This is a genomic window from Pseudonocardia alni (assembly GCF_002813375.1).
Classification (GTDB): domain Bacteria; phylum Actinomycetota; class Actinomycetes; order Mycobacteriales; family Pseudonocardiaceae; genus Pseudonocardia; species Pseudonocardia alni.
The window spans coordinates 4,442,069-4,467,198 of sequence record NZ_PHUJ01000003.1 but is presented as its reverse complement, the minus strand read 5'-3'; the positions used below and the strand labels follow the sequence as shown (position 1 = coordinate 4,467,198).

Below are 25,130 nucleotides of genomic sequence, written 5' to 3'. Positions count from 1 at the left end.
GGGGTGAGCCGCCGACACCTCAGGTCGACTTGGGGTCGTCGTCCGGCATGGACTCCTTGCCGACCTGCTGCGCGAGGACCTCGGTCGGGTGCGCCCGGTTGCCGACGTGCGCCTCGGCGCGCGCCTTCTCGACCAGGTGCGGGTAGTGCAGGTCGAACGCCGGGCGCTCGGAGCGGATCCGGGGCAGCTCGGTGAAGTTGTGCCGCGGCGGCGGGGACGAGGTGGCCCACTCCAGCGAGTTGCCGAAGCCCCACGGGTCGTCGACGGTGCAGACCCGGCCGAACCGGTAGCTCTTGAACACGTTGTAGAAGAACGGCAGCGTCGAGGCACCGAGGATGAACGCGCCGATCGAGGAGATCGTGTTCAGCGTGGTGAAGCCGTCCGAGGGCAGGTAGTCCGCGTAGCGACGCGGGTAGCCCTCGTTGCCCAGCCAGTGCTGCACCAGGAAGGTCAGGTGGAACCCGAGGAAGGTCAGCCAGAAGTGGATCTTGCCGAGCTTCTCGTCGAGGAAGCGGCCGGTCATCTTCGGGAACCAGAAGTAGATCCCGCCGAAGGTCGCGAACACGATCGTGCCGTAGAGCACGTAGTGGAAGTGCGCGACGACGAAGTAGGTGTCCGACACGTGGAAGTCCACCGGCGGCATCGCGAGCAGGATGCCGGTCAGGCCGCCGAAGAGGAACGTGACGAGGAAGCCGACCGAGAACAGCATCGGCGTCTCGTAGGTGATCTTGCCCTTCCACAGGGTGCCGATCCAGTTGACGAACTTGACGCCCGTCGGGATGGCGATGAGGAACGTGGTGAAGGCGAAGAACGAGAGCATGATCGCGCCGGTGGCGTACATGTGGTGCGCCCACACCGCGACCGACAGCGCCGCGATGGCGATGGTCGCGAAGACCAGGCCCTTGTAGCCGAAGATCGGCTTGCGGGCGAACACCGGGAAGATCTCCGAGACGATGCCGAAGAACGGCAACGCGACGATGTAGACCTCCGGATGGCCGAAGAACCAGAACAGGTGCTGCCAGAGCACCACACCACCGTTGGCCGGGTTGAAGATTTGCGCACCGAGGTGGCGGTCCGCGGCCAGCGCGAGCAGCGCGGCGGTCAGGATCGGGAACGCGATCAGGATCAGCAGCGCGGTGATGAAGATGTTCCAGGTGAAGATCGGCATCCGGAACATCGTCATGCCGGGCGCGCGCATGCAGACGATGGTCGTCACGAAGTTGACGCCACCCAGGATCGTGCCCAGGCCGGAGACGACCAGCCCCATGATCCAGAGGTCACCGCCCGGCCCCGGCGAACGCACCGCGTCCGACAGCGGGGTGTAGGCGAACCAGCCGAAGTCGGCGGCACCACCGGGGGTCAGGAAGCCGGAGACGACGATGAGGCCGCCGAACAGGTACAGCCAGTACGAGAACGAGTTGAGCCGCGGGAACGCGACGTCGGGGGCACCGATCTGCAGCGGCACGATGTAGTTCGCGAAACCGAAGACGATCGGCGTCGCGAACAGCAGCAGCATGATCGTGCCGTGCATGGTGAACAGCTGGTTGTACTGCTCGGTCGACAGGAACTGCAGTTCCGGCCGCGCGAGCTCGGCGCGGATCAGCAGCGCCATGACCCCGCCGACGGCGAAGAAGCCGAACGACGTCGTCAGATAGAGGATCGCGATGTCCTTCGGGTCCGTCGTCCTCAACATCTTGAGGAACGTGGATCCCTTGCCCTCACGCCGCGCCGGATACGGGCGCGTCGAGATCGGCTTGGGCTCGACGGCTGTCACCTGGGCCTCCATGCACTTGCCTGACCTGAGCACGTCCTCGCGGACGGGCAGACTCTACTTCCCGACCGGCGAGCGGCGCCCGTCCGGTCCGGGAGATCCACTCCGTGGGTCCCGGCTCGTCGCACGGCGCGCGCCGATTGTGCTCTACGGAGAGTAGAACCGACAGCCCCCGACCGCGCACTCAGGGCGCCCTTCACCCGGATCAACAGGTCGCCGGCGGTGTGCGACGGTGGAGATGTGGTGGTTCCGACACCCCCGCCGGGGACCCGTCGCCGGGAGCCCGGCTGGGACGTACTGCGCAGCACCTTCGTGCTGCTGGTCGTGCTCTACCACGCCACGCACCTCGGCCCGGTGCTCCACCCGGAGCTGGCGCCGCGCAGCGTCTCCTTCGACCACCAGGTCGGGGCGAGCCTGCTGCTGGTCGTCTCGGCCTACTTCGCCTGCGCGACGCTCGGCCGCCACTCCCCCGGGCGCTACTGGTGGGGGCGGGTCGCGCGGCTGCTGCCGGCGTTCGTCGTCGCGGTGCCGCTGGCCTGGGTGGCCCTGCGCTTCGTGTCCCCGCCGGACTGGGCGTCGCCGCCGGCCCGGGAGATGGTCGTCAACTGGCTGATGCTGGGGAACTGGGACACCGAGCGCTACCCGTGGCTCGACCCGGCGTTCTGGACGTTGCCCCTGCAGCTGATGGCGTTCACCGCCGCCGCGGTGCTGAGCGTGACGCGCTGGGGGTACGGGCCGCGGCTGCGGGTGCTGCTGTGGGCGATGGTGGTCGTCCCGCTGCTGCTGTGGCCGCTGCGGGCGCGGCCGGGCGACGTCGCCGACCCGCCGTGGTGGTACCGGACCGTCGTCGACGGGCTGGGGTTCCACCGGTTGCACCTGTTCGTGGCCGGGATCGCGGTGTGGCTGTGGTCAACCCGGCGGATGCGCACCCCGCACGCGATCGCCCTGCTCGCGGTGTGCGGCCTGGCCCAGTTCGTGCACGGCCTCGAGCCGGGGCCCGACGGCGTCGTGCGGATCGACATCGACCACCTCGACGCGGTCGCCGCCGCGCTGGTCTGCGCCGGGATCGCGCTCGTCGCCGTGGTGGCCCGGCTGCCCCGGCGGGGCTCGCGGATGCCCGCCCCGCTGGCGACGGCGGCGCGCAGGCTCGCCGGCATCTCCTACGGCGTCTACCTGGTGCACCAGACCGTCGGCTACGTGCTGATGCGCCGGCTGCAGGACCTCGGCGCCGGGCCGCTGCTGCAGTCCGCGGCGATGCTGGCGACGGCGGTGCTGCTCGGCTGGGTGCTGACCCGGCTGGTGGAACGCCCGGCCCACGCCGCGCTGATGCGGGCGTGGGACCGGCGCGCGGGCGTCACCTGAGCGGCTCGAAGACCTCGGTCCAGATCTCGGGCGCGGTGGCCGGGTTGGGCTGCGCGTCGACGATGTAGAACTCGGTGCCCAGCCCCATCGCGAACACCGGGTCCGGCATCGTCAGCATGAAGTGGTCGGGGCCCATCTGGCTGGCGTGCGCCCGCATCGAGGCCCGCTTGGTCTCGGCGTACTCGACGGCCTCGACCCGGTGGGTGATCTCGGACTCGGGCTTGCCGAACGACGGGTCGTCGGGGATGTCGAGGGAGAAGTCGGCGCCGCCGTCGGCGCGCAGCCCCTTCATCCCGCGCAGCAGCCAGTCCCGGTTGGTGGTGTTCTGCGCGACGACCGGCACCCCGGCGAGCTCGCCCGCGCGGGCGCCCACCCGGTGCACCTGGATGTGGTCGGGGTGGCCGTAGCCGCCGTTGTCGTCGTAGGTGGTGAGGACGTCGGCCTCCTCCTCCTCGAGGATCAGCGCGAGCCTCTTGGCCGCATGCTCCACCGGGGCCTGCCAGAAGCAGTAGGGGGCGTCGTTGCTGGGCTCGCCCATCATCCCGGAGTCGACGTAGCCGAGGAACTCCACGCGGGCGACGCCGAGGGCGCGGGCCGAGGCGTGGCACTCCGCGGAGCGGCGGACCGGCAGCTGCTCCCCTTCGGCCAGGACGCCGGGTACCGGCTCCCCCAGCTCGCCACGGGTGGCGAAGACGAGGACGACGCGGTGGCCGAGCGCGGCGGCCTTGGCGAGCGTGCCGGCGGTGCCGATCGACTCGTCGTCGGGATGGGCATGGAAGCTGACGAGGGTCCCCACGGACGGTGAGCCTAGGAGCCGGTCCCGGCCGCCCCGCACCGGCCCGTCGTCGATCTACACACCGTTGACGCGCCGTCCGATGTGTGTAGCATCACAGGTCCCCGAACCGGCACAGGAGCCACCCACCATGGCCGATGTCGTCAGCGTCGACAACGTCGATCCCGCCCACACCACCGTGCCCGTCCCCCGCAGCGCGCAGCAGGCGCCGGCGGCGTTCAACGCCGCCGCGCACCTCACCGCCGCGCGGGTCGAGGCCGGGGACGGACACCGCACCGCCGTCCGGTTCCCCGGTGGCTCGCTCACCTACGCCGCACTGACCGACCGGGTACGGCTCGTCGCCGGGGCCCTGCGCCGGGCCGGCGTGCGGCCCGAGCAGCGCGTGCTGCTCGTGATGCCCGACGACGTCGAGCTGTTCACCGCGATCCTCGCGACCCTGTGGGCCGGCGCGGTCGCCGTGCCGTGTTCGACGATGCTGACCGGACGCGAGCTCGCCGTGCTCGTCCGGGACTCGCGGGCGACCACCGTGATCGGCGGCGAGACGTTCGCCGAGCACCTCACCGAGGCCGTCGCGGGGGCGCCCGACCTGGAGCGCGTCGTACTGACCGGGGCCGACCCGCTGGTCGCCGGGGTCACCTCCCTGACCTGGGACGCCCTGCTCGACGGCGCCGACCCGCTGCCCGAGCCGCACCCGACCTGGGGGGAGTCCCAGGCGCTCTGGCTCTACACCTCGGGCACGACCGGCAAGCCCAAGGGCGCCATGCACCGCCACGACGACATCCGGTTCGTCGCCGACACCTACGGCCGCCAGGTCCTCGGAATCCACCGCGACGACGTCTGCCTGTCGGTCGCGAAGCTGTTCTTCGCCTACGGCATCGGCAACTCGATGTTCTTCCCGCTCTCGGTCGGCGCCTGCACCGTCCTGGAACCGTCCCGGCCGAACCCCGAGCACTACTCCCGCCTCGCCGAGCAGCACGGCGCGACGCTGTTCTTCGCCGTCCCCAGCTTCTGGGGCCCGATGATCGCCGCCGAGCTGCCGCGCGAGCGGTTCGCCACCGTGCGCCGCGGCGCGTCGGCGGGCGAGGCGCTGCCCGCGCGGATGTTCCACGGCGTCCTCGGCCGCTACGGCTTCGAGGTCCTGGACGGGATCGGCTCCACCGAGGCACTGCACATCTTCATCTCCAACCGGCCGGGCGAGGTCGTGCCGGGGAGCTCCGGCTTCCCGGTCCCCGGCTACGAGGTGGAGCTGCGACGGCCGGACGGCAGCGTCATCGACGGCCCCGGCGAGCAGGGCATGCTCTACGTCGCGGGCGACTCGGTGTGCACCGGCTACTGGTGCCGTACGGAGATCAACCGCGCGGTGTTCCAGGGCCGCTGGATGCGCACCGGAGACCAGTACGTCCGCGGCGAGGACGGGTCGTGGACCTGCCTGGGCCGGGCCGACGACGTCCTCAAGGTCGGGGGTATCTGGGTCTCCCCCGGCGAGGTCGAGACCCGCCTGCTGGAGCATCCGGGGCTCGCGGAGGCGGTCGTCGTCGGGATCCCGGACGACGACGGGCTGGACAAGCCGGTCGCGTTCGTCGTGCCCCGCGACCCGGCGGCGGCGCCGTCGGAGGCCGAGCTGGTCGCGTTCTGCCGCGAGGGGCTGGCCTCGTTCAAGCGGCCGCGCGCCGTGGTCACCGTCGACGAGCTGCCCAAGACCCCCACCGGGAAGATCCAGCGCTACCGGCTGCGCGCGCACGCCGCCGCGCTGCCGGGGGCCACGGGGCACCCCGGCGATCCGGAGACGGTGGTCTGAGGACCGTCCGGGGTGTCTCGATGTTGGACGTTCGCTCGACCCGGGCCGCTCCGCCGGGGTTCACTCGGCGGACACACCGACGGCGAGGAGGCCGGCGTGGACACGTGGGACTGGATCCCGGAGACCCCCGCGACCTGGGACGACCGGAAGGGCCGGGTGCTCGACGGTCTCGACCCCGCGCTGTTCGGCCTCGGCCGTCCCGGCGACGGCGACCCGCTCGGCGACGAGTGGTGGCGCGTCGAGGACACCGACGGCACGGCCGTCGCCTACGGCCGGCTCGACGGCAGCTGGGGTGACGCCGAGATCCTGGTCCTCGTCGCCCCCGCGGCCCGGCACTCCGGCGTCGGCTCGTTCGTGCTGGAGCGGTTGGAGGCCGAGGCGGGCCGGCGGCGGCTGAACTACCTCTACAACGTCGTGCCGCACGGCCACCCCGACCCCGAGCCGGTGACCGCCTGGCTCACCGCACGCGGCTTCGCCCGCAACGACGTCGGCGAGCTGCGCAAGCAGGTCCCGGCCGCGCTGGTGCAGAACCAGGGCTGAGCCGGCCGGGCCACACCCCGACACTCCACACTCTTCCGTCGCCACGTCATCTGGTTGTAGTCTTTGATGGCCGCAACGACGCGTGGAGGAGCGGAGTCCATGAGCAGTGCAGACCCGTCCGTCGACCCGGACGACGGAGACGTCCCGCCGGTGGACTTCGACCGCGACCCGTCGGGCTACCGGCACTGGCAGCTCGCGCTCGACCCGCACGACCCCAAGGTCGCGTACGTGAAGCTCGACGTCGACGAGGCGGGCGGCCTCGTCCCCGGCTACGAGCTGAAGATGAACTCCTACGACCTCGGCGTCGACATCGAGCTCTACGACATCACCCAGCGGCTGCGGTTCACCCATCCCCGGGTCAGGGCCGTCGTGTTGACCAGCGCCAAGGACCGCAACTTCTGCGCGGGCGCGAACATCCGGATGCTCGCCGGGTCCTCGCACCCGTGGAAGGTGAACTTCTGCAAGTTCACCAACGAGACCCGCAACGGCATCGAGGACGCGACCGCGTACTCCGGCCAGACCTGGATCGCCGCCGTCAACGGCACGGCCGCCGGCGGCGGCTACGAGATGGCGCTGGCCTGCGAGCGGATCCTGCTGATCGACGACAATTCCTCCACCGTCGCACTGCCCGAGGTCCCGCTGCTCGGCGTGCTGCCCGGCACCGGCGGCCTCACCCGCGTCACCGACAAGCGCCGCGTCCGCAAGGACCGCGCCGACGTGTTCGCCACGAGGTCCGAGGGCTTCGGCGGGAAGCAGGCCGTCGAGTGGAAGCTCGTCGACGAGGTGATCCCCAAGCGCCGCTGGGACGAGACCGTGGCCGAGCGGGCCGTCGAGGCCGCGGCGGCGTCGACGCGGCTGCCCGCGGACGACGGGATCGAGCTGCCCCCGCTGGAGCGCACCGAGACCGCCGACGGCATCACCTACCCGCACGTGCGCGCGGAGTTCGACCGTGACCGGGGCCTGGTGGAGATCACCGTCGACGGGCCGGGGGGCGGTGTCCCGGAGAGCATCGAGCGCGTGCACGCCCTCGGCGCGGACTTCTGGCCGCTGGCCATGACCCGCCAGCTCGACGACCTGATCCTGCGGCTGCGCAGCAACGAACCCGAGCTGGGCACCTGGGTGATCCGCACCCGGGGCGACGTCGAGGACGCGCTGGCCTTCGAGCGCGTCATCGAGCAGCACTCGGGCGACGACTGGCTGGTCAACGAGATCCGGCACTATTTCAAGCGCACGCTCAAGCGCCTGGACGTCACCAGCCGCAGCCTGATCGCGCTGGTCGAGCCGGGCTCCTGCTTCGCCGGTGCGCTGCTGGAGCTGGCCCTGGCGTGTGACCGCCAGTACATGCTCGACGGCACGATCGAGGGCGACGAGCAGGGCGACGAGGCCCAGATCATGCTCACGGCGTCGAACTTCGGCACCTTCCCGATGCCCAACGGGCCGTCCCGGCTCGCGAGCCGCTTCCACGGCGACGACGACCACGTCGCCACGCTCCGCAAGGAGGTGGGGCGCCGCCTCACCGCGGGCGAGGCGCTGGAGCTGGGCCTGGTCACCGACGCCCCGGACGACATCGACTGGGACGACGAGGTCCGCATCATGCTCGAGGAGCGGGCCTCGCTCTCGCCGGACGCGCTGACCGGGATGGAGGCCAACCACCGGTTCGTCGGGCCGGAGACGATGGAGAGCCGCATCTTCGGCCGGCTCACCGCCTGGCAGAACTGGATCTTCGTGCGCCCGAACGCCTCCGGGCCGGAGGGCGCACTGCGCAAGTACGGGACGGGCCGCAGGGCCGACTTCGACCGCAAGCGGGTGTGAGCCATGAGCATCGACTACTCCGAGAAGATCCCCAACAACGTCGACCTCGCCGGGGACCGCAAGCTGCAGCGCGCCCTGGAGTCCTGGCAGCCCAACTTCCTCACCTGGTGGAAGACGATGGGCCCGGCCGTGCCGACCCAGGACGTCTACCTGCGCACCGCCGTCGACGTCGGCAAGGAGGGCTGGGCGCAGTTCGGCCACGTCGCGATGGAGGAGTACCGCTGGGGCGTGTTCCTCGCCGAGCGCTCCGACGACCGCCGGATCGCCTTCGGCGAGAACCGCGGCGAGCCGGTCTGGCAGCAGGTGCCCGGCGAGTACCGCGCCGACCTGCAGCGCCTGATCGTCATCCAGGGCGACACCGAGCCGGCCTCGGTCGAGCAGCAGCGCCGCCTCGGCGAGACCGCCCCCAGCCTCTACGACCTGCGCAACCTCTTCCAGGTCAACGTCGAGGAGGGCCGCCACCTCTGGGCGATGGTGTACCTGCTGCACGCCTACTTCGGCCGCAACGGCCGCGAGGAGGCCGAGGCGCTGCTGCAGCGCAACTCCGGCGACCTCGACAGCCCTCGCATCCTCGGTGCGTTCAACGAGGAGACCCCGGACTGGCTGTCGTTCTTCATGTTCACCTACTTCACCGACCGGGACGGCAAGTACCAGCTCGGCACGTTGAAGGAGTCCGCCTTCGACCCGCTCTCGCGCACCTGCGAGTTCATGTTGAAGGAGGAGGCCCACCACATGTTCGTGGGCACCACCGGTATCGACCGGGTGATCCAGCGGACCTGCGAGCTGATGCGCTCCCACGACACCGCCGACATCGCCCCGCACGGCGGCATCCCGCTGGACGTGATCCAGAAGTACATCAACTTCCACTACTCGGTCAGCCTCGACCTGTTCGGCTCCGAGCAGTCGACGAACGCGGCGAACTACTTCACCGCCGGGCTCAAGGGCCGCTGGCAGGAGGAGCGGCGTCGCGACGACCACGTGCTGACCGAGGACGGCTACGGCATGGAGCAGGTCCGCGACGGCGGCGTCGTCACCGACGAGGTCCCGGCCCTGCTGGCGCTGAACCTGGACCTGCGCAACGAGTACGTGAAGGACTGCCAGTCCGGGCTGAAGCGCTGGAACCGCATCCTGGAGAAGAACGGGTTCGACGACCGCGTCTACCTCCCGCACGTCGGGTTCAACCGGCAGGTCGGGCTGTTCTCCTCCCACGAGCTCACCCCGAAGGGCGACCTGATCTCCGCCGATGTGTGGGCGTCCCGGCAGGACGACTGGCTGCCGTCGGAGGCGGACCGGACGTTCGTGCAGAACCTGATGCGCCCGGTCTACGAGCCCGGGAAGATCGCGGGCTGGATCGCGCCGCCGTCGAACGGGATCAACGGCAAGCCCTTCGAGTACGAGTACGTCCACCTCGCCTGATCGTCCACAGCGGACCGTTCACCGAGAGTGGTCACCGTTCGCCGAACGGGTGACCGTTCGCCGCCCGTCGCGCTCGCGCGCCCCCGGATCGGGCCCGTTGACTGAGCCCGTGATCACAGGACGGGGTGCGGCGGGCACACAACGCGACGGCGACACCGCCGACCGGGTCGACGACCGGGTCGGCGGCGCAGGTGTGGCCGCCCGGTTCGGCCGCGACGCCGCCGACGACGCGTCGCCCCCGGTGTTCGGCACCGCCCCGTGGGGCTACCGGCGGGCCGGGGTCGACGCCTGGGCGAGCTGGGTCGCCCGCCTCGTGGAACAGGGCCGCCGGGAGACCGTCCGGGCGGACAGCGCGGAGGCCACCCTGCAGGCGACCCTGCAACGCCTCGACGAGCTGGAACGACGGCACGACCCGGCCCCTGCGTCCCCGATCCCTCCGTCCCCGGAGGCCGCGTCCCCGGAGGCCGCGTTCCCCGAGGTCGCGGGTACGGGTTCACCGGACACGGGATCGAACGCTCCGGGCACCTCGGGCACCGGCGCCCCGGCCGCGCTGCCCCGGCGTCGTCCCGGTGCGGCGGGCGCCCCCGCGGCGCCCGGCGGCGAGGAGGGGCAGCGCCTGCGGGTGGTCGAGACGACCCTCGGCGAGGTCATGGCCCTGCTGCAGCGCCTGGCGCCCTGACCCGTCCGCCCCGCCCGACCGGACGCAGACCGCGCGCCCTGCGGGCCTCCCGACCCGGGCTCCCGACGCGTCGTCAGCCGAAGTTCTCGACGTGCACGCGCCGCTCCGGCACCCCGGCGTCGAGCACGGTGCGCCGGACCATCGCGGTCCACCGGCCGGGCCCGCACACGTACACCTCGCGCACCGCGATGTCCGGGATCCGGGTCCGCAGCGCGGCGAGGTCGTCGGCCCGGCCCGCGTCGGCGCCCCACCACGACCCCGCCCCCCGGCGACGCCCGGGCGAGGCCACCACGTGCAGGTTCCGCTCCCGGGCGAGGCGGGTGAACTCCCGTGCGAACAGCGGCTCGCGGGTGAAGCGGTGCACCACCACGACGTCGGCGGACTCGTTGAGGAACTTCTCCGCCAGCGCCCGCAACGGGGTCATCCCGACGCCCGCGCCGATCAGCGCGACCCGCGGGCTGGTCCGGGTGCGCGGGGTGAGCCTGCCGTAGGGGCCCTCGATGTAGACCCGGGTGCCCTGCCGCAGGTTCGGGACGGCGGCGCTGCCGTCGCCGAGCTGCTTGACGGTGATCCGCAGCGAGCGGGCCGTCGGCGGTGCCGACAGCGAGTACGGGTTGCCCGCGGGCCAGCCACGCCCGGACCGGAACCGCCAGACGAAGAACTGCCCGGCCGAGGCGCCGAGCTCGCGCAGCCGGTCGCCGGTCATGTGCACCGACACGCTGCCGTCGCCCTCGGGCAGCACCGCGGCGACGGTGATCCGGTGGCGGCGCGACCGGAGCACCGGGACCGCGACCCGCCAGACCACGACGGCGAGCACCGCGGCGGACCACAGCCCCCACCAGAACACCGTCCGCGACGGCGAGGTGGTGAACTCCCGCCCCGCCCACAGCTGGTGCGGCAGCGCGAGGAACACCCCGGCGTAGCCCCACAGGTGCAGCAGGTGCCACCACTCGTAGCGCAGCCGGGTGCGGATCCACCGCGCGCTGGTCACGACGACGAGCACCACCAGGACGGTGCCGAGCGAGGCCGCGACCATCCCGGGCCGGGTCCACGTCAGCTGCCAGAACCCGGCGGGGACGCGGCCCGCGCCGGCGGGGCCGTGCGCCCAGCTCGCGCAGCCGACGTGCGCCAGCATCCCGGCGAACGAGGCGATCCCGGTACCGCGGTGCAGTGCGATGAGATGCCGCTGGCCGAACGCGTGCTCCAGCAGTGGGATCCGGGCGGCGAGCAGCACCTGCCCGAGCAGCAGCAGCGACGCCAGCAGCCCGCAGAGCCGTCCGGTCTCGGCGACCGCGCGGGTGCCGCCCTCCAGCAGCCCGGCGGGGCCGCCGCCGTCGACCCACCAGGCGAGGACGAGCAGCACCGCCAGGGCGGCGAGCACCCCCGTCGCGCGGCGGACCCGGCGGTCGGCGCGGGCGACGTCGCGCGCGGGGACCGGTGGGTCCGGCTTGAAACGGCCACCGGGCACGCGCACGGTGGGGGCGAAGAGGGACGACACAGTGCCGTCATCCTCCCCGACGCCGGGCGTCGCCGTCGCCGGACCCGGTCCGGCGCACCGGGCCGACCGCCGGCCGCCACGACCGGGTGGCCGCCCGGGCCGTCCGGGGCCGGTCCGTGGGGCGGGGAGAAGGATCGTCGTCGATGTCCGACTCGTTCCTCACCCTGCTCGTGACCGTCCTCGCGGTCGTGCTGCCCGTCGTGCTCGCGGTCGTCGTCACCGTGTTCACCGTGCGGCGGATCCGGCGCGACCCCCGACGGCTGGGCAACGCCTACTGGCTGCTCGCCGCGGCGGTGAGCCTCGGGTGGGTGCTCGCGCTCGCCGGGTCGGGCGGCAACCCCGTGTTCGGTGCGCTCGTGCTCGCCGTGGTGCTGTCGCCGCTGATCACGGTGGTGTTCGCGGTGTTCTGCGTCCTCAACGGCGCGGTGATGCTGCGCCGGGAGCGTTTCTCACTCGGCAACTCGCTGTCGCTGCTCACCGGCCTGGCGATCATCGGGCTGCTCGTCGCGGTCTGGCCGGTGCTGGCGCTGCACTCGCTCGTGCTGCGCGCGCTGTGGCTGGCCTGCCTGGCGGCGGCGGCGTTCCTGGCGTTCCAGTTCGCCGCCTTCCTCGGCTACGCGCGGCTCTACCGGTGGCTGGTGCGCGACCGGCCCGCGGACTGGGTGGTCGTGCTCGGCTCCGGGCTGCACGGCAGCGAGGTGCCGCCGCTGCTGGCGTCGCGGATCGCGACCGGGATGGACGAGCTGACCCGGCGTGGGGCCGGACGGCTGGTGCTGTCCGGCGGGAAGGGCGACGACGAGCGGCTCGCCGAGGGCGAGGCGATGGCGCGCTGGGCCGCGGCGCACGGCGCCGACCCGGCGGTGCTGACCGCGGAGACCGACTCGCGGACCACCGAGGAGAACCTGCGGTTCAGCTCGGCGCTGGTCGGCGACGGCCCCGGGGTCATCGTGACCAGCAACTACCACGCGTTCCGGGCCGCGCTGCTGGCCCGGCGGCTCGGCGTCGACGCCCAGGCCGTGGGGGCGCCGACCGCCGGCTACTACTGGCCCAGCGCGGTGCTGCGCGAGTTCGTCGCGGTGCTGCGGGAGTACCGGGTGGCGAACGCGGTGCTGCTGGCCCTCGTCGCCGTCCCGGTGCCGCTGGTGCTCGTGCTCGTCGGCAGCTGAGCCGGCTGAGCCCGGCTCACCCGCCCGCGGCCGCCGGGGACGGCGGCGGCAGCGGCGGGCACTGCCGGTCCGACCGGTCCCCGCCGGTGCGCTTCGGCAGCGCGCCGGTGAGCAGGTAGTCGGCGACCGTGTCGTCGGTGCACGCGATCCCCGACAGCGACGACGAGTGGGTGTGCCCGCCGACGCCCTCGACCAGCGACGAGCCGGGGAAGGTCCGCCGGGCCTGGAGTGCGCCCTCGTAGGGGGTGGCGCCGTCGTAGGTCTCGGAGATCAGCAGCGGGCCGGTCCGCAGCGTCCCGGCGACCTTCGGTGCGGGCCCGGGCTTCACCGGCCAGTCCCGGCACGGCGCGTTGTACCAGGCGTTGCCCCAGGTCTCGAACGGCGCCTTCCGGTCGGTGGCCGTGTTGTCGCGCTTCCAGGTGGCCCAGTCGTGCGGGAACGGGGCGTCGGTGCACTGGGTGGCGAGGTAGACGGCGTAGTTGTTGTCGTCGGTGGGCGAGCCCGCCTGGTCGTAGGCGGCCTTGAGCGCGGCCGCGTCCTTCTTCGTGCCGGCGACGAACGCGTCGGCGACGGAGGTGTACTCCCCCACGTTGTAGCCGGCGCGCAGGAAGATGTCGGTCCACTCCGAGGACCCGATCCGCCCGCCCAGCGGGGCCTTCCGGAACTCCGCGGCGAGGTCGTAGAAGCGCTTCTCGACGGCGTCGCCGGTGGTGCCGAGGTGATAGGTGGCGTCGTTCTTGGCGACCCAGTCGAAGAAGGTCTCGATGTTGCGCTGGAACGCGACGTCCTGCTTCAGGTTGGCCCGGTACCACCAGTCACGGGGGTCGACGACGCCGTCGAGAACCATCCGGCGGACCTTGTCCGGGAACATCGTGGCGTAGACCTGGCCGAGCATCGTGCCGTAGGAGAAGCCGTAGTAGTTGATCTGCGGTGCGCCCAGGGCCCGGCGGATCAGGTCCATGTCGCGGACGGTGTCCTCGGTGCGCAGGTGCGCGAGCAGGTCGCCGCCGGCCTTGCCGCACGCCCGGGCGTAGGCCTCGGCCTTCGGCAGCCACGCCTTCTCGGCGCCGTTCTCCGGCCGGTAGTCGGGGCGGGCGTAGCCGCCGTAGTCGGCGTCGCAGGTCAGGGCGGGACGGCTCATGCCCACCCCGCGCGGGTCGAAGCCGATCCAGTCGTAGGCGGCGCCGGCGTTCTTCGGGACGGCGCCGCCGAGCCGGGACAGGCCCAGCCCGGGGCCGCCCGGGCCACCGGGGTTCACCAGCACGACGCCCTGGTACTGCGCCTGCGGCACGGTGTGCCGGATCCGCGACACCGCGATCTCGATCTTCTTGCCGGCGGGCTGCGCGTGGTCCAGCGGGACCTTCAGGAAGCCGCACTCGGCCTTGGCCTGCTGCAGCGACGGGCTCGTGCACGGACCCCACGTGATGCCCTGCCCCGGCGGCGGCGGCGCGGGCGCGGCCAGGGCCGGCCCGGCCGTCCCGAGCGTCACCCCGACGGCGACGAGCAGCGTGATGATCGTCCTGCGCACCGGCTCCACCTCTCCGGGCGCACGCGCCCGCCCCCCGACCGAGAGGCAGACGTTGCCATTGGCAACGCTGTGTCCACAATCGCCACGCCCGACGGTGCCCCGAACGGACCAGCGCGGGTCGGGACGGGCTCAGCGGCGTCCCCCGCAGCCACCGACGAGAGCGCACGCCGCACACAGCGCGGACGGCACCAGACCCTCGACGACGTCCGCGGCGGCCGCGGCCCCGCCGGCCGCGCGGGCGGTCGCCTTCTCCTCGGCGCAGCGGCGCGCGACCTCCTCCGACGAGGACACCCGCAGCACCGCCTCGCGCAGCGTCTCCGGGGTGACCGCGTCGGCGGGCAGGTGCTCGCCCACGCCGAGCGCGGCGATCCGGTCGGCGTTGCCGAACTGGTCCACCGCCTGCGGGACCGCGACCATCGGGACGCCGTGCCACAGCCCCTCGGTGCAGCCGCCCATCCCGGCGTGGGTGACGAACGCCGACGCGTGCGCCAGCACCGCCAGCTGCGGCACCCACTCCCGGACGGTGACGTCGTCGGGGACCGCGCCGAGGTCGGCCGGGGCGACGTGCGGGCCGGTGGCGAGCACGGTCTGCCAGCCGGTGCCGGTCATCGCCTCGACGGCGGCCCGCCAGAACTGCGGCCGGTCGGTGTAGGCCGAGCCGAGCGACACCAGCAGCAGCGGGGCCTTCGGCTTGGGCCACAGCCCCTGGTGCGAGCGGTCGCCGATGACCGGGCCGACGAAGGTGTAGCGGTCGCGGTCGACCCGGTCGAGCTCGGGCTGCATCGCCTCGGGGATCAGCGCCACCGAGCGGTCGGGGCGGCCGAGGAACTCCCGGTTCCCGACGCCGGCGCCGACCTCGTCCAGCCAGGCGTCCAGCTCGCCGCGCCAGGCGAGCCCCTCGGGGGTCTCCAGGAACGCGAAGGCCTCGGCCATGTCGGTCTCGAAGCCGTCCCAGGCCACCATGTGCGGGGACAGCTCCACCCGCGGGATGCCCCGGACCCGGGAGAACGCGTGCCCGGCCCAGCCGCTGCCGTCATAGCAGACGACGTCGGGGTGCTCGTACTGCAGCGCGTCGGCGATCTGGTCGTAGGCGGAGCGGGCCTCGGCGGAGAACAGCCGCATGGCCTCGATCCCGCCGTCGGGCCACTGCTCGCCCTTCGCCGGGTCGGGCAGGTCGGTGCGGATCCGCAGCGGCGTCGCCCCGGTCGCGGCGACGGCCTCGGCGAACCGCTCCGGGACCGGGTAGGTGACGCGGTGGCCGCGGGCGACCAGCTCGGCCATCACCGGCAGGTTCGGGTGGACGTGGCCGTGCGCGGCGGTGGTCGACATGAGGACGTGCACGACCCGAGTGTGCCTTGACCGGCCGGTCGCGCGCCGACGAGGATCACCGGAATGGCCCGGCTGCGCTGCGACGTCGTCGCCGACTCCCTCGGACTGGCCACCTCGGTCACGGTGCTGCTGCCCCAGCCGTCGCGGACCCGGATCGGCGCCGGGGTGCGCGACCTCGACGCCCCGCCACCGGTGCTCTACCTGCTGCACGGCCTGTCCGACGACGACACCGCCTGGACCCGCTACACCGCCGTCGAGCGGTACGCCGACGAGCTGGGGCTCGCCGTCGTCATGCCGCAGGTGCACCGCAGCTTCTACACCGACCAGGCCTACGGCGGCCGCTACCGCACCTGGGTGACCGAGGAGCTCCCGGCGCTGGTGGCGCGGTTCTTCCGGGTGTCGGCCGACCCGGCGGAGACGTTCGTGGCGGGGCTGTCGATGGGCGGCTACGGCGCGCTGTCCTGGGCGCTGGCCGAGCCCGGCCGGTTCGCGGCCGCGGCGTCGCTGTCCGGGGCGCTCGACCTCGCCGCGCTGGCCGCGGGCCCGCCCCGCGAGGAGGACCCCCGGATCTGGGAACGGATCCTCGACGGCGCCCCGGTGGCCGGCACCGAGGCCGACCTGTCCACCCTGCTCGCCCGGCTCGACCCGGCCGCGGCGCCCGCGCTGTACGTGTGCGCCGGCACCGAGGACCCGCTGCACCCGCAGTCGGTGCGCTTCGCCGAGCTGGCCCGGGCCGCCGGGGTGTCCGTGAGCACCGCGTTCGGCCCCGGCGAGCACGAGTGGGGCTACTGGGACGCCCGGATCCGCGACGTCCTGGACTGGCTGCCGCTGCCCCGCTGACCCGTCCCGGACCGGGCGCTGCGCTCCCGTGGTCGGCGGCACGGTTCCGCGACGCTCGACGACCGGCACCCGCGTCGAGGAGCACGTTCGCGCCCTCCGCGGGGCGGGAACGTGCGCCTCGGTGTCAGCGGGGTGCGCGCACCAGGCGCACGGGCTCGCCCGTCGCGGGGTGCAGGAGCAGGGCGTCGCCCTCGGTCTCGACGTGGACGGCCTCGGAGACCCAGCGCGCGACGGGCACGTTCTCGCAGCCGATCATCGTGCTGAGGCCCGCCGTCGCCCGCAGGGCACCGCCGTCGCCGAGGGTCCACTCACCGCTCTGGCCGTTGCAGCCGTCCGAGCCGGTCCAGGTGCCGTCCGGGGCGAACTCGGCGAACGCCCGGCCCTGCGCGGTGCCGTCGGCGGGCAGCCAGCGGACGCCGGTGAGGTCGGCGGCCGTGGCCGCGTGCGGACCGGTGGTGCCCGCACCGGCGGCCGTGGCGCCGCCGGTGCCGCATCCGGCCAGCAGGAGCGCGGCGAGGGCGGTGAGGGCAACCGTCCGGATCGTCACGCCCCAGGTGTACCGGATCGGAGCTCCCGGCCGCTCCCGCGGCGCGGCACCAGGCGCCGTCGTCGACCGCCGGGCCCCGGGCGGCGGCACGGGACCGGATCAGCTCCCGGGCTCGTCGTCACGGTGCGCGGCACCGATCTCGAAGGCGGGCAGGCAGACGGCCACGTACTCCGCGCCGTCGGGGCCGGGTGAGCTGTAGCGCACCCACTCCCCCGGCGCGGTGTGCACGGCCTGCCCGGCGGCGACGTCGAGCTCCCCGCCGTCGAACTCGACCCGCAGTGCGCCGCGCAGGACCAGGGTGTACTCGTCGAACTGCGGGGTCTGGCCGGGCTCGGCCCAGCCCGACGGGCTGCGCATGTGGGCGACCGAGACCCGGCCGTCGCCGGAGTTCACCCGCCCGACGTACTCGTCGATGGTCTTCGGCGGGGTCCCGGCGGCGGTGACCCGGCTGGCGTTCTCGATCAGCTTCGGCACGACACCATCCTGCCGCCTCAGCGCGCGGCGAGCGGCCGGGGTGCGGGCAGCGCCGGTGCGGGGCGCCCGTCCACCGGCTCGGCGGGGAACGGTCCACCGTGCGCGGACAGGTCGATGCACACCGACCGGGCGGGCGGCGCGACGAGCACCGTCTGGTCGGCACCGGGCCGCATCGGGTGCCGGTGGTGCGCGGCGACCCAGCTGCGGTCGCGCCAGTGCCCCTCGACCCGGACCACGCCGACCACCTCCCGCGGTGTCCCCGCGGGACGACCACGACGGTACCTCGCGCGACCCGGCCGCCGGGAATACCCTGGGGGGGTATAATCGCTGCAGCCGGTGTCCACGACGTCGGGAGGTAGACGATGCACGGCGAGCCACGGGCGGCCTCCGCCCCGCAGGAGCACGGGACGCACCCCGGCGGCGTCCCCGGGGCCCACGGCAGGCACGCGGGACACGGGCACGCGGACCACGCGGCGGTGTTCCGGGACCGGTTCGTCGTCGCGCTGGTGCTCGCCGTCCCCGTCGTCGGTTTCAGCGCGATGACCGGGATGCTGCTCGGGTACTCGCCCCCGGCGTGGTCGGCGTGGATCCCCCCGGTGCTCGGCACCGTGATCCTCTTCTGGCCGGGCCGGCCGTTCCTGGCCGGCGCCGTCGCCGAGATCCGGGCGCGCCGGCCCGGGATGATGCTGCTCATCGGCATGGCCGTGGGCGTCGCGTGGGTGGCGAGCCTGCTGAGCTCGCTCGGTGTCGGCGGGCTGGACTTCTGGTGGGAACTGGCGCTGCTGGTCGTGATCATGCTGCTCGGGCACTGGCTCGAGATGCGTGCGCTCGGGCAGGCGTCCGGGGCCCTCGACGCGCTGGCCGCGCTGCTGCCCGACACCGCCGAGCGGGTCGGCGCCGACGGCACGGTCGGTACGGTCGCACCGGCCGACCTGGTCGTCGGCGACGTGGTGCTGGTCCGGTCGGGCGCCCGGGTGCCCGCCGACGGCACGGTCGTCGACGGTGCCGCCGAGGTGGACGAGTCGATGATCACCGGGGAGTCCCGGCCGGTCCCGCGCGGCACCGGCGACCGGGTGGTGGCGGGCACCGTCGCCACCGATTCGGCGCTGCGGGTCCGGGTCGACGCCGTCGGCGAGGACACGGCGCTGTCGGGCATCCGTCGCCTGGTGGAGAACGCGCAGGGTTCGCGCTCCCGGGCCCAGGCACTCGCCGACCGCGCGGCGGCGCTGCTGTTCTGGTTCGCCGCGGGTGCCGGGGTGGCGACCTTCGCCGCGTGGACGCTGCTCGGCGACACCGCGCAGGCGGTCACCCGCACCGTCACCGTGCTCGTGATCGCCTGCCCGCACGCGCTCGGGCTGGCGATCCCGTTGGTCATCGCGATCTCCACGGCCCGCGCGGCACGCTCCGGGGTGCTGGTCACCGACCGGCTCGCGCTGGAGCGCATCCGCACCGTCGACACCGTGCTGTTCGACAAGACCGGCACGCTCACCACCGGCAGCCCGCGGGTCGTCGGGACCGCGGGCGCTGCGGGCACCCTGGCCCTGGCCGCCGCCGTCGAGGCCGACAGCGAGCACCCGCTCGCCCGCGCCGTCGTCGCCGCGGCGGACGGGCGTGCCGTCCCGGCCGCACACGGGTTCCACTCACACACCGGACGCGGGGTGTCCGCCACCGTCGACGGGCGGCCGGTCGCCGTCGGGGGTCCGGCGCTGCTGCGCGAGCGCGGTCTCGACGTGCCCGCCGAGCTGACCGGCGACGTGCACCGGTGGGGCGACGACGGTGCCACCGTGCTGTACGTGGTGGCCGGTGCGGACCCCGGCGAGGTGGTGGGCGCGCTCGCCCTCGCCGACGCGGTCCGCCCGGAGTCCCGGGCCGCGGTCGACGCCCTGCACGCCCGCGGCGTACGGGTCGTGATGCTCACCGGTGACGCGCGCCCGGTGGCCGAGGCGGTCGCCCGCGACCTGGGCGTCGACGAGGTGGTCGCCGAGGTGCTGCCCGAGGGCAAGGACGAGGCGGTGGCCCGGCTCCAGGACCGCGGCGCGGTCGTCGCGATGGTCGGCGACGGCGTGAACGACGCCCCGGCGCTGGCCCGGGCCGACGTCGGGATCGCGATCGGGGCCGGTACCGACGTCGCCGTCGCCTCGGCCGGGGTGGTCCTCGCCTCCTCCGACCCGCGCGGGGTGCTGTCGGTGATCGCGCTGTCCCGCGCCGGGTACCGGAAGATGCTGCAGAACCTGTGGTGGGCGGCCGGCTACAACCTGGTCTCGGTGCCGCTCGCGGCCGGGGTGCTCGCCCCGGTCGGGTTCGTGCTCCCGCCCGCGGTCGGCGCGCTGCTGATGAGCCTGTCCACGGTCGTCGTCGCGCTCAACGCGCAACTGCTGCGCCGGGTGGAGCTGCGCCCGGACCGGCTGGTCAGCTGACCCGGGGTGGCGCCGTCGTCGCCCGGAGCACCAGCCGGGTCGGGACCTCGACGTCGCCGGGGACGTCGCCGCCCAGCGCGGCGAGCAGTGCCCGGGCGGCGAGCTCGCCCTGGCGGCGGACCGGCTGGGCGACCGTGGTGAGCTCGGCGACGGCGGCCGAGTCGTGGTCGTCGAACCCGACCACCGACACCTGGCCCGGCACCGCCACCCCGGCACGGCGCAGGGTGCGCAGCACACCGACGGCGAGCTCGTCGGACATCGCGAACACCGCGGTCGGCATCGCCGGGAGGGAGAGCAGCTCGGCGGCCGCGGCGTCGCCGTCGGTCACCCCGGCCCCGGTGGCGACGACCGGGCCGCGGGGTCGCCCGGCCTCGGCGTGCGCGTCGGCCCAGCCGTCGCGCCGGTCGGTCGTCGTGGCGCGGCCGTTGGCCTCGTCGGGGTCGAACGACACCAGCGCGACGCCGCGGTGGCCGAGCCCGAGCAGGTGCCGGACGGCGGTGCGGGCTCCGGCGCGGTCGTCGATGCCGATCCGCGGCCGTCCGGGCATGTCCCCGCCGAGCACGACGACCGGGATGCCCAGCGCGTCCAGCGCCGCGGCCTCGGTGGTGTCGATCGCCGAGGCGACGACGATCAGCCCGTCGGCGCGCCCGCGCACCGGCAGCGTCGCGAAGAAGTGCGCCCGCGCGTCCGGGTCGCCGAGGTTGTGGAGCTGGGTGACGTGCCCGGCCGCGGACAGCACGCCCTCCACCCCGGCGACGGCCTCGGCGAAGAACCAGCGGGTCGGGAAGCGGGCGAGCACGGCGACCGTCAGCGGCCGGACGGGGACGGAGTAGCCGAGGGAGGCCGCCGCCCGGCGGACGCGTTCGCGGGTGTCGTGCGAGACGGGGGTGCCCTCGCGCAGGGCGCGCGACACCGTCGCCGGGGAGACCCCGGCGAGCTCGGCGACCCGCCGGACACCCACCCGGCGTACGACCTCGCGCACCGGCTCGTCCGTCACGGGGGTCATCGTGCCCGCGCCTCGACAGCGGTTGCAACCGGATGAAACACTCTGCAACACCGCCCCGCCCCACGATCCGCACCCGGGAGCATCATGTCCGTGCACGAGCAGGACTGGTGGCGCAACGCCGTCGTCTACCAGGTCTACATCCGCAGCTTCGCCGACGGGAACGGCGACGGGACCGGTGATCTCGCCGGTCTGCGCAGCAGGCTCGACCATCTCGCCCGCCTGGGCGTCGACGCGATCTGGATCAATCCCTGGTACCCGTCGCCGCTGGCCGACGGCGGCTACGACGTGGCCGACTACCGCGCGATCAACCCGATGTTCGGCGACACCGCCCAGGCCGAGGCCCTGATCGCCGAGGCCCACGCGCGCGACATCCGGGTGCTGCTCGACATCGTCCCGAACCACCACTCCGACGAGCACGTGTGGTTCCGGCAGGCGCTGGCCGCGGGCCCCGGCTCGCCCGAGCGCGAGCGCTACCTCTTCCGCGACGGCCGCGGCGAGAACGGTGAGCTCCCGCCGAACAACTGGGAGTCGATGTTCGGCGGGCCCGCGTGGGAGCGGGTCGTGGCCCCCGACGGGACGCCGGAGCAGTGGTACCTGCACCTGTTCGACATCCGGCAGCCGGACGTGAACTGGGAGCACCCGGAGGTCCGCGCCGACTTCGAGGAGACCCTGCGCTTCTGGTTCGACCGGGGCGTGGACGGGTTCCGCGTCGACGTCGCGAACTCGATGGTGAAGGAGCCCGGGCTGCCCGACGTCGTCGAGGGCGTGAACGACGCCCAGGACGGCGGCCACCCCTACCTCGACCGCGACGGCGTCCACGACATCTTCCGGTCGTGGCGCCGGATCGGCGACGCCTACGACCCGCCGCGGGTGTTCGTCGCCGAGGCCTGGGTGCCGGACCCGCAGCGCCTGGCCCGCTACCTGCGCCCGGACGAGCTGCAGACCGCGTTCAGCTTCAACTTCCTGACCGCGGCCTGGCTGGCCGAGGACCTGCGCGACAACATCGACGACGCGATCGCCGAGAACACCCGGGTCGGCGCGCCGGCGACCTGGGTGCTGTCCAACCACGACGTCTGCCGGCACCCGAGCCGGCTGGCCCGCAAGCCCGAGGCCGGGCGCGGCTGGAACCTCGACGACGTGATCGCCCTGCCCGCCGACCCCGAGCTCGGCCTGCGCCGGGCCCGCGCGGCGACGCTGCTCATGCTCGCGCTGCCCGGCACCGCGTACCTCTACCAGGGCGAGGAGCTCGGACTGCCCGAGGTCGAGGACATCCCGACCGACCGGCTCGACGACCCGACCTGGGAGCTGTCCGGGCACACGCTGCGCGGCCGCGACGGCTGCCGCGTCCCGCTGCCCTGGGCCGCGGGCGAGCCCGGCTTCGGGTTCGGCCCGTCCGGGACACCGTGGCTGCCGCAGCCGGAGGTGTTCGCCCGGCACGCGGCCGACGTGCAGGAGGCCGACCCGGAATCGGTGCTGCACCTCTACCGGGACGCCCTGGCGATCCGCCGCGCGCACCCCGCACTCGGCGGCGGCGCGCTGACCTGGCAGGAGTCGCCGGAGGGCACGCTGGCCCTGGCCCGCACCTCGGACTCCGGCGACGGCGGCTTCACCTGCCTGGTGAACGTCTCCTCGGCGCCGGTGTCGCTGCCCGAGGACGCCGAGGTGATGCTGTCCAGCGGCCCGCTCACCGCCCGCGGCGAGGTCCCCGCCGACACCGCGGTGTGGCTGCGCCACTGACCGGCGCGCCCGTCCCGGACGCCCCCAGGGGAACTCTCGTGGCTTTGAGCGCTACGAGGGTTCCCCTCGGGGCAGCCCCCCGGGGTCAGGCCACGATCGGCAGCCCGGCGAACCAGACCTCGCGCAGCGTGCGCTCGGTCCAGCGCCAGACCCGCCGCGCGGCGACCGGGTCCAGTGCGTGCGTGGCGACCCCGCCCGCCACGCCCGGCCCGGCCGGTCCCGCCTCCGCGAGCCCGGCGAAGTAGCGCCCGCTGATCCCCCCGACCAGCGGCGACGCCGCTGCCAGCACGACCGTGGCGGCCCCCCGCTCGGGGTCGGTCCCCGCCGGGCCGGGGTCGGCGGCGTTCACCGCGATCCCGTCGCCCGACCAGCGACGCGCGGCCTCGACCGCGTGCAGCAGCGCCGCGCTGCGGGAACGGGCGTGGGCGAGGTGGCCGTCGTAGCGCTCGTCGGAGAAGTGCGGGTCCTCCGGGTCGAACGCCGCGTCCCGGTGGGCGGCGGAGGTCACGGTGACCACCCGCGCGCCATCGACCGCCGTGAGCGCCCAGTGCAGTCCCGAGGTGAGCGACGCCGGCCCGAGGTGGTTGACGGCCAGGTGCAGCTCCCAGTCGTCGACGGTGCGGGTCAGCGGGGCGCCGGTGACGGCCGCGGCGTGCACGAGCATGTGCAGCGGTCCGTCCCACAGGCGCACGAAGCGGGCGATGGAGCGCTGGTCGGAGAGGTCGAGCTCGCCGACGGCGACGCGCTCGTTGCCGGTGTCGGCGACGATGCCGTCACGGGCGGCGGCACCGGCCTCGGCGTCGCGGACGGCGAGGGTGACCTCGGCCCCGGCGGCGGCCAGTGCGCGGGCGGCCGCGAGGCCGACCCCGGTGGTCGCACCGGTGACGACGGCGCGCCGGCCGGTGAGGTCGACGCCGGCGAGCACGTCGGAGGCGGTGGTCCCGGCCGGTGCGGCCGGCAGGATGACACGGGAGGTGGCGGTGGTGGACAGCGGACGGGATCGGTCGGTCGTGGAGCGGAACAGCATGGCGTGATCCCTTCTGAGCACCGGGTACGCGGTCGGTGACGTCGTCGTTGCGTCGCCGTGTCCCGGGGACAAGTAAACGGAGGATCCTCCGTATGACTCGGGACTCTATCCGGAGCATCCTCCGGATCGCAAGACGTATCGTGGGATCGTCAGTCCCACCCGAGGAGGCACCGTCATGGGCACCAGCACACGTTCCGGCCTGCGTGCGGACGCCGCGCGCAACCGTGAGCTGCTGCTGGCCGCGGCCGTGCGCGCGTTCACCGCGGAGAGCCGTGGCGGCCCCGCCACGACCCTCGACGGCATCGCGAAGGACGCCGGCGTCGGCATCGGCACGCTCTACCGGCACTTCCCGAACCGGGACTCCCTGGTCGAGGCCGTGTACCGCAACGAGCTCGACCGGCTCTGCGCCGCCGCCGAACAGCTGCGCACCGAGCTGCCCGCGGACCGGGCACTGCGGGCCTGGATGGACCGCTTCGTCGACTACGTGATCACCAAGAAGCACCTCGCGGACTCGCTGCACGCACTCGTGGCCTGCGGGCACAACCCGTTCGCGCAGAGCCGCGAGCGGATGGTCGAGGCGGTCCGCCTGCTCCAGAAGGCAGGCATCGCCGACGGCACCCTGCGTGCCGACGTCGACGCCGCGGACGTGCTCGTCGGCACCAGCGGGATCTGCATGGCCGTCGCCGACCCGCAGGGCCGCGAGCAGGCCGGACGCCTGCTGGACCTGCTCGTCGACGGCCTGCGCCCGCGCTGAGCCCCGGCCCGGCCACCCCGCGTGATCGTCCGGACACGTAGGATCTCCCGCGGACGAGGGCCCCGGCCCGGACGAGCACGGAGGCATGATGGGTGAGCTGTTGCGCGGCGGAACAGGCGTCGCACCCGCTCCCCCGGCCGACCTCGTCGCCGCCCCCGGCTACGGGGCGCGCCGGATGTACCAGGCCTACCTCGCCGCCTGGAGCCGTCACGTCGACCCGGTGCTGACCGGCCCGCAGTTCGCGGTGCTCTCGGCGATCCGTGCCTACCCGGAGTCCGACCAGAGCTCGTTGGCCGGCGCCGTCGCCCTCGACACCTCGACGATGGCCGACGTCTGCCGCCGGATGGAGCGCCGCGGACTGATCGAGCGCACCGAGTCCCCCCGCGACGCCCGGCGCAAGATCCTCTCCCTCACCGACGACGGCGCAGCCGCCCTCGTCGAGGTCACCCGCCGGACCCGGCGCCTGGACGCGGAGCTACTGGCCGCGGTGCCCGACGACCGGCGCTCGGAGATCGCCGGTCTGCTCAACACCCTCGGCGCCCACTGGGAGGCGGTCGCGGAGCGGACGTCGTTGCCCGGCAACGACTGAGCCCGGCCGCCCGGGTTACGTCCCGGTTTCCCTTCCGGGTCGTTCGC

The 25,130-nt window shown here is 73.9% G+C and carries 22 protein-coding genes; 12 read left to right on the top strand and 10 right to left on the bottom strand.

All coding sequences use genetic code 11. The annotated features are described in order from the left end of the window. Positions 1–19: 19 nt before the first annotated feature. Positions 20–1,774 carry an aa3-type cytochrome oxidase subunit I gene (ctaD, locus tag ATL51_RS22080; protein WP_073576297.1) on the bottom strand — a complete coding sequence of 585 codons (1,755 nt, stop codon included), beginning with the start codon at positions 1,772–1,774 and terminating at the stop codon, positions 20–22. Positions 1,775–2,014: 240 nt separating this feature from the next. On the opposite strand from ctaD, the gene ATL51_RS22075 reads away from it, so the two are divergent. Continuing rightward, the gene (locus ATL51_RS22075; protein ID WP_174565880.1) at positions 2,015–3,133 is read left to right on the top strand and encodes an acyltransferase family protein; all 1,119 of its coding nucleotides are present in this window, start codon (positions 2,015–2,017) and stop codon (positions 3,131–3,133) included. Here ATL51_RS22075 and ATL51_RS22070 read toward each other — a convergent pair. Then, positions 3,126–3,929 (bottom strand): PIG-L family deacetylase, encoded by an 804-nt coding sequence (locus ATL51_RS22070; protein WP_073576194.1) that lies wholly within the window; start codon positions 3,927–3,929, stop codon positions 3,126–3,128. The two genes, ATL51_RS22075 and ATL51_RS22070, sit on opposite strands and share 8 nt — an antisense overlap. A gap of 127 nt (positions 3,930–4,056) precedes the next feature. On the opposite strand from ATL51_RS22070, the gene ATL51_RS22065 reads away from it, so the two are divergent. From ATL51_RS22065 to ATL51_RS22045, 5 genes are all read left to right on the top strand, one after another. Beyond that, entirely contained in the window at positions 4,057–5,724 is a 1,668-nt protein-coding gene (locus tag ATL51_RS22065; protein WP_100879812.1) for a benzoate-CoA ligase family protein, read from the top strand. Between the two features lie 96 nt (positions 5,725–5,820). After that, on the top strand, positions 5,821–6,264 hold the full coding sequence (locus tag ATL51_RS22060; protein ID WP_073576195.1) for a GNAT family N-acetyltransferase: 444 nt from the start codon (positions 5,821–5,823) through the stop codon (positions 6,262–6,264). Between the two features lie 99 nt (positions 6,265–6,363). Further along, positions 6,364–8,076: a 2,3-epoxybenzoyl-CoA dihydrolase gene (gene boxC, locus ATL51_RS22055; protein WP_167410034.1), complete on the top strand. Its 1,713-nt coding sequence runs from the start codon at positions 6,364–6,366 to the stop codon at positions 8,074–8,076. A gap of 3 nt (positions 8,077–8,079) precedes the next feature. Next, on the top strand, positions 8,080–9,492 hold the full coding sequence (boxB, locus tag ATL51_RS22050) for a benzoyl-CoA 2,3-epoxidase subunit BoxB (RefSeq protein ID WP_073576197.1): 1,413 nt from the start codon (positions 8,080–8,082) through the stop codon (positions 9,490–9,492). Between the two features lie 109 nt (positions 9,493–9,601). Next, positions 9,602–10,171, top strand: a complete 570-nt coding sequence (locus tag ATL51_RS22045; RefSeq protein ID WP_073576198.1) for a hypothetical protein — start codon at positions 9,602–9,604, stop codon at positions 10,169–10,171. A 73-nt stretch (positions 10,172–10,244) separates the two neighbouring features. On the opposite strand, the gene ATL51_RS22040 is transcribed toward ATL51_RS22045, so the two are convergent. Next, entirely contained in the window at positions 10,245–11,669 is a 1,425-nt protein-coding gene (locus tag ATL51_RS22040; RefSeq protein ID WP_208623050.1) for a ferredoxin reductase family protein, read from the bottom strand. Positions 11,670–11,812: 143 nt separating this feature from the next. Here ATL51_RS22040 and ATL51_RS22035 point away from each other — a divergent pair, with 143 nt between their 5' ends. Further along, positions 11,813–12,835 (top strand): YdcF family protein, encoded by a 1,023-nt coding sequence (locus tag ATL51_RS22035; RefSeq protein ID WP_083658732.1) that lies wholly within the window; start codon positions 11,813–11,815, stop codon positions 12,833–12,835. A gap of 16 nt (positions 12,836–12,851) precedes the next feature. Here ATL51_RS22035 and ATL51_RS22030 read toward each other — a convergent pair whose 3' ends face one another. Next, positions 12,852–14,363: an alpha/beta hydrolase gene (locus tag ATL51_RS22030; protein WP_301549125.1), complete on the bottom strand. Its 1,512-nt coding sequence runs from the start codon at positions 14,361–14,363 to the stop codon at positions 12,852–12,854. Between the two features lie 129 nt (positions 14,364–14,492). After that, the gene (locus ATL51_RS22025) at positions 14,493–15,704 is read right to left on the bottom strand and encodes a macrolide family glycosyltransferase (RefSeq protein WP_301549124.1); all 1,212 of its coding nucleotides are present in this window, start codon (positions 15,702–15,704) and stop codon (positions 14,493–14,495) included. Between the two features lie 51 nt (positions 15,705–15,755). Between ATL51_RS22025 and ATL51_RS22020 the strand changes: the two genes are divergently transcribed. After that, entirely contained in the window at positions 15,756–16,532 is a 777-nt protein-coding gene (locus ATL51_RS22020; protein ID WP_073576200.1) for an alpha/beta hydrolase, read from the top strand. Between the two features lie 124 nt (positions 16,533–16,656). Here ATL51_RS22020 and ATL51_RS22015 read toward each other — a convergent pair whose 3' ends face one another. The 3 genes from ATL51_RS22015 to ATL51_RS22005 form a co-directional block, all read right to left on the bottom strand. Beyond that, positions 16,657–17,079: an META domain-containing protein gene (locus ATL51_RS22015; protein WP_157818485.1), complete on the bottom strand. Its 423-nt coding sequence runs from the start codon at positions 17,077–17,079 to the stop codon at positions 16,657–16,659. A 99-nt stretch (positions 17,080–17,178) separates the two neighbouring features. Next, entirely contained in the window at positions 17,179–17,553 is a 375-nt protein-coding gene (locus tag ATL51_RS22010) for a cupin domain-containing protein (RefSeq protein WP_073576201.1), read from the bottom strand. A gap of 17 nt (positions 17,554–17,570) precedes the next feature. Beyond that, a complete protein-coding gene (locus ATL51_RS22005) occupies positions 17,571–17,789 on the bottom strand; it encodes a hypothetical protein (protein WP_157818484.1) in 219 nt (72 codons plus the stop codon). 126 nt (positions 17,790–17,915) lie between these two features. Here ATL51_RS22005 and ATL51_RS22000 point away from each other — a divergent pair, with 126 nt between their 5' ends. Next, complete coding sequence (locus tag ATL51_RS22000; protein WP_100879809.1) at positions 17,916–19,970, top strand: copper-translocating P-type ATPase; 2,055 nt, start codon at positions 17,916–17,918, stop codon at positions 19,968–19,970. Here the strand turns inward: ATL51_RS22000 and ATL51_RS21995 are convergent. After that, on the bottom strand, positions 19,963–20,967 hold the full coding sequence (locus ATL51_RS21995) for a LacI family DNA-binding transcriptional regulator (protein WP_208623049.1): 1,005 nt from the start codon (positions 20,965–20,967) through the stop codon (positions 19,963–19,965). The two genes, ATL51_RS22000 and ATL51_RS21995, sit on opposite strands and share 8 nt — an antisense overlap. A gap of 93 nt (positions 20,968–21,060) precedes the next feature. Here ATL51_RS21995 and ATL51_RS21990 point away from each other — a divergent pair, with 93 nt between their 5' ends. Then, the gene (locus tag ATL51_RS21990; protein ID WP_100879807.1) at positions 21,061–22,713 is read left to right on the top strand and encodes a glycoside hydrolase family 13 protein; all 1,653 of its coding nucleotides are present in this window, start codon (positions 21,061–21,063) and stop codon (positions 22,711–22,713) included. Positions 22,714–22,798: 85 nt separating this feature from the next. Here ATL51_RS21990 and ATL51_RS21985 read toward each other — a convergent pair whose 3' ends face one another. Next, positions 22,799–23,740 (bottom strand): SDR family NAD(P)-dependent oxidoreductase, encoded by a 942-nt coding sequence (locus tag ATL51_RS21985; protein WP_100879806.1) that lies wholly within the window; start codon positions 23,738–23,740, stop codon positions 22,799–22,801. 175 nt (positions 23,741–23,915) lie between these two features. Between ATL51_RS21985 and ATL51_RS21980 the strand changes: the two genes are divergently transcribed. Both ATL51_RS21980 and ATL51_RS21975 read left to right on the top strand, forming a co-directional pair. Then, positions 23,916–24,494, top strand: a complete 579-nt coding sequence (locus ATL51_RS21980) for a TetR/AcrR family transcriptional regulator (protein WP_073576207.1) — start codon at positions 23,916–23,918, stop codon at positions 24,492–24,494. A gap of 88 nt (positions 24,495–24,582) precedes the next feature. Continuing rightward, the gene (locus ATL51_RS21975) at positions 24,583–25,083 is read left to right on the top strand and encodes a MarR family winged helix-turn-helix transcriptional regulator (RefSeq protein ID WP_073576208.1); all 501 of its coding nucleotides are present in this window, start codon (positions 24,583–24,585) and stop codon (positions 25,081–25,083) included. The last annotated feature ends 47 nt before the right edge of the window (positions 25,084–25,130 follow it).

Bases quoted from the DNA above. Each gene is read 5' to 3' on its own strand.
- ATL51_RS22065 (WP_100879812.1), top strand. From the start codon at position 4,057: ATGGCCGATGTCGTCAGCGTCGACAACGTCGATCCCGCCCACACCACC.
- boxC (WP_167410034.1), top strand. From the start codon at position 6,364: ATGAGCAGTGCAGACCCGTCCGTCGACCCGGACGACGGAGACGTCCCG.
- boxB (WP_073576197.1), top strand. From the start codon at position 8,080: ATGAGCATCGACTACTCCGAGAAGATCCCCAACAACGTCGACCTCGCC.
- ATL51_RS22035 (WP_083658732.1), top strand. From the start codon at position 11,813: ATGTCCGACTCGTTCCTCACCCTGCTCGTGACCGTCCTCGCGGTCGTG.
- ATL51_RS22020 (WP_073576200.1), top strand. From the start codon at position 15,756: ATGGCCCGGCTGCGCTGCGACGTCGTCGCCGACTCCCTCGGACTGGCC.
- ATL51_RS22000 (WP_100879809.1), top strand. From the start codon at position 17,916: ATGCACGGCGAGCCACGGGCGGCCTCCGCCCCGCAGGAGCACGGGACG.
- ATL51_RS21990 (WP_100879807.1), top strand. From the start codon at position 21,061: ATGTCCGTGCACGAGCAGGACTGGTGGCGCAACGCCGTCGTCTACCAG.
- ATL51_RS21985 (WP_100879806.1), bottom strand. From the start codon at position 23,740: ATGCTGTTCCGCTCCACGACCGACCGATCCCGTCCGCTGTCCACCACC.
- ATL51_RS21980 (WP_073576207.1), top strand. From the start codon at position 23,916: ATGGGCACCAGCACACGTTCCGGCCTGCGTGCGGACGCCGCGCGCAAC.
- ATL51_RS21975 (WP_073576208.1), top strand. From the start codon at position 24,583: ATGGGTGAGCTGTTGCGCGGCGGAACAGGCGTCGCACCCGCTCCCCCG.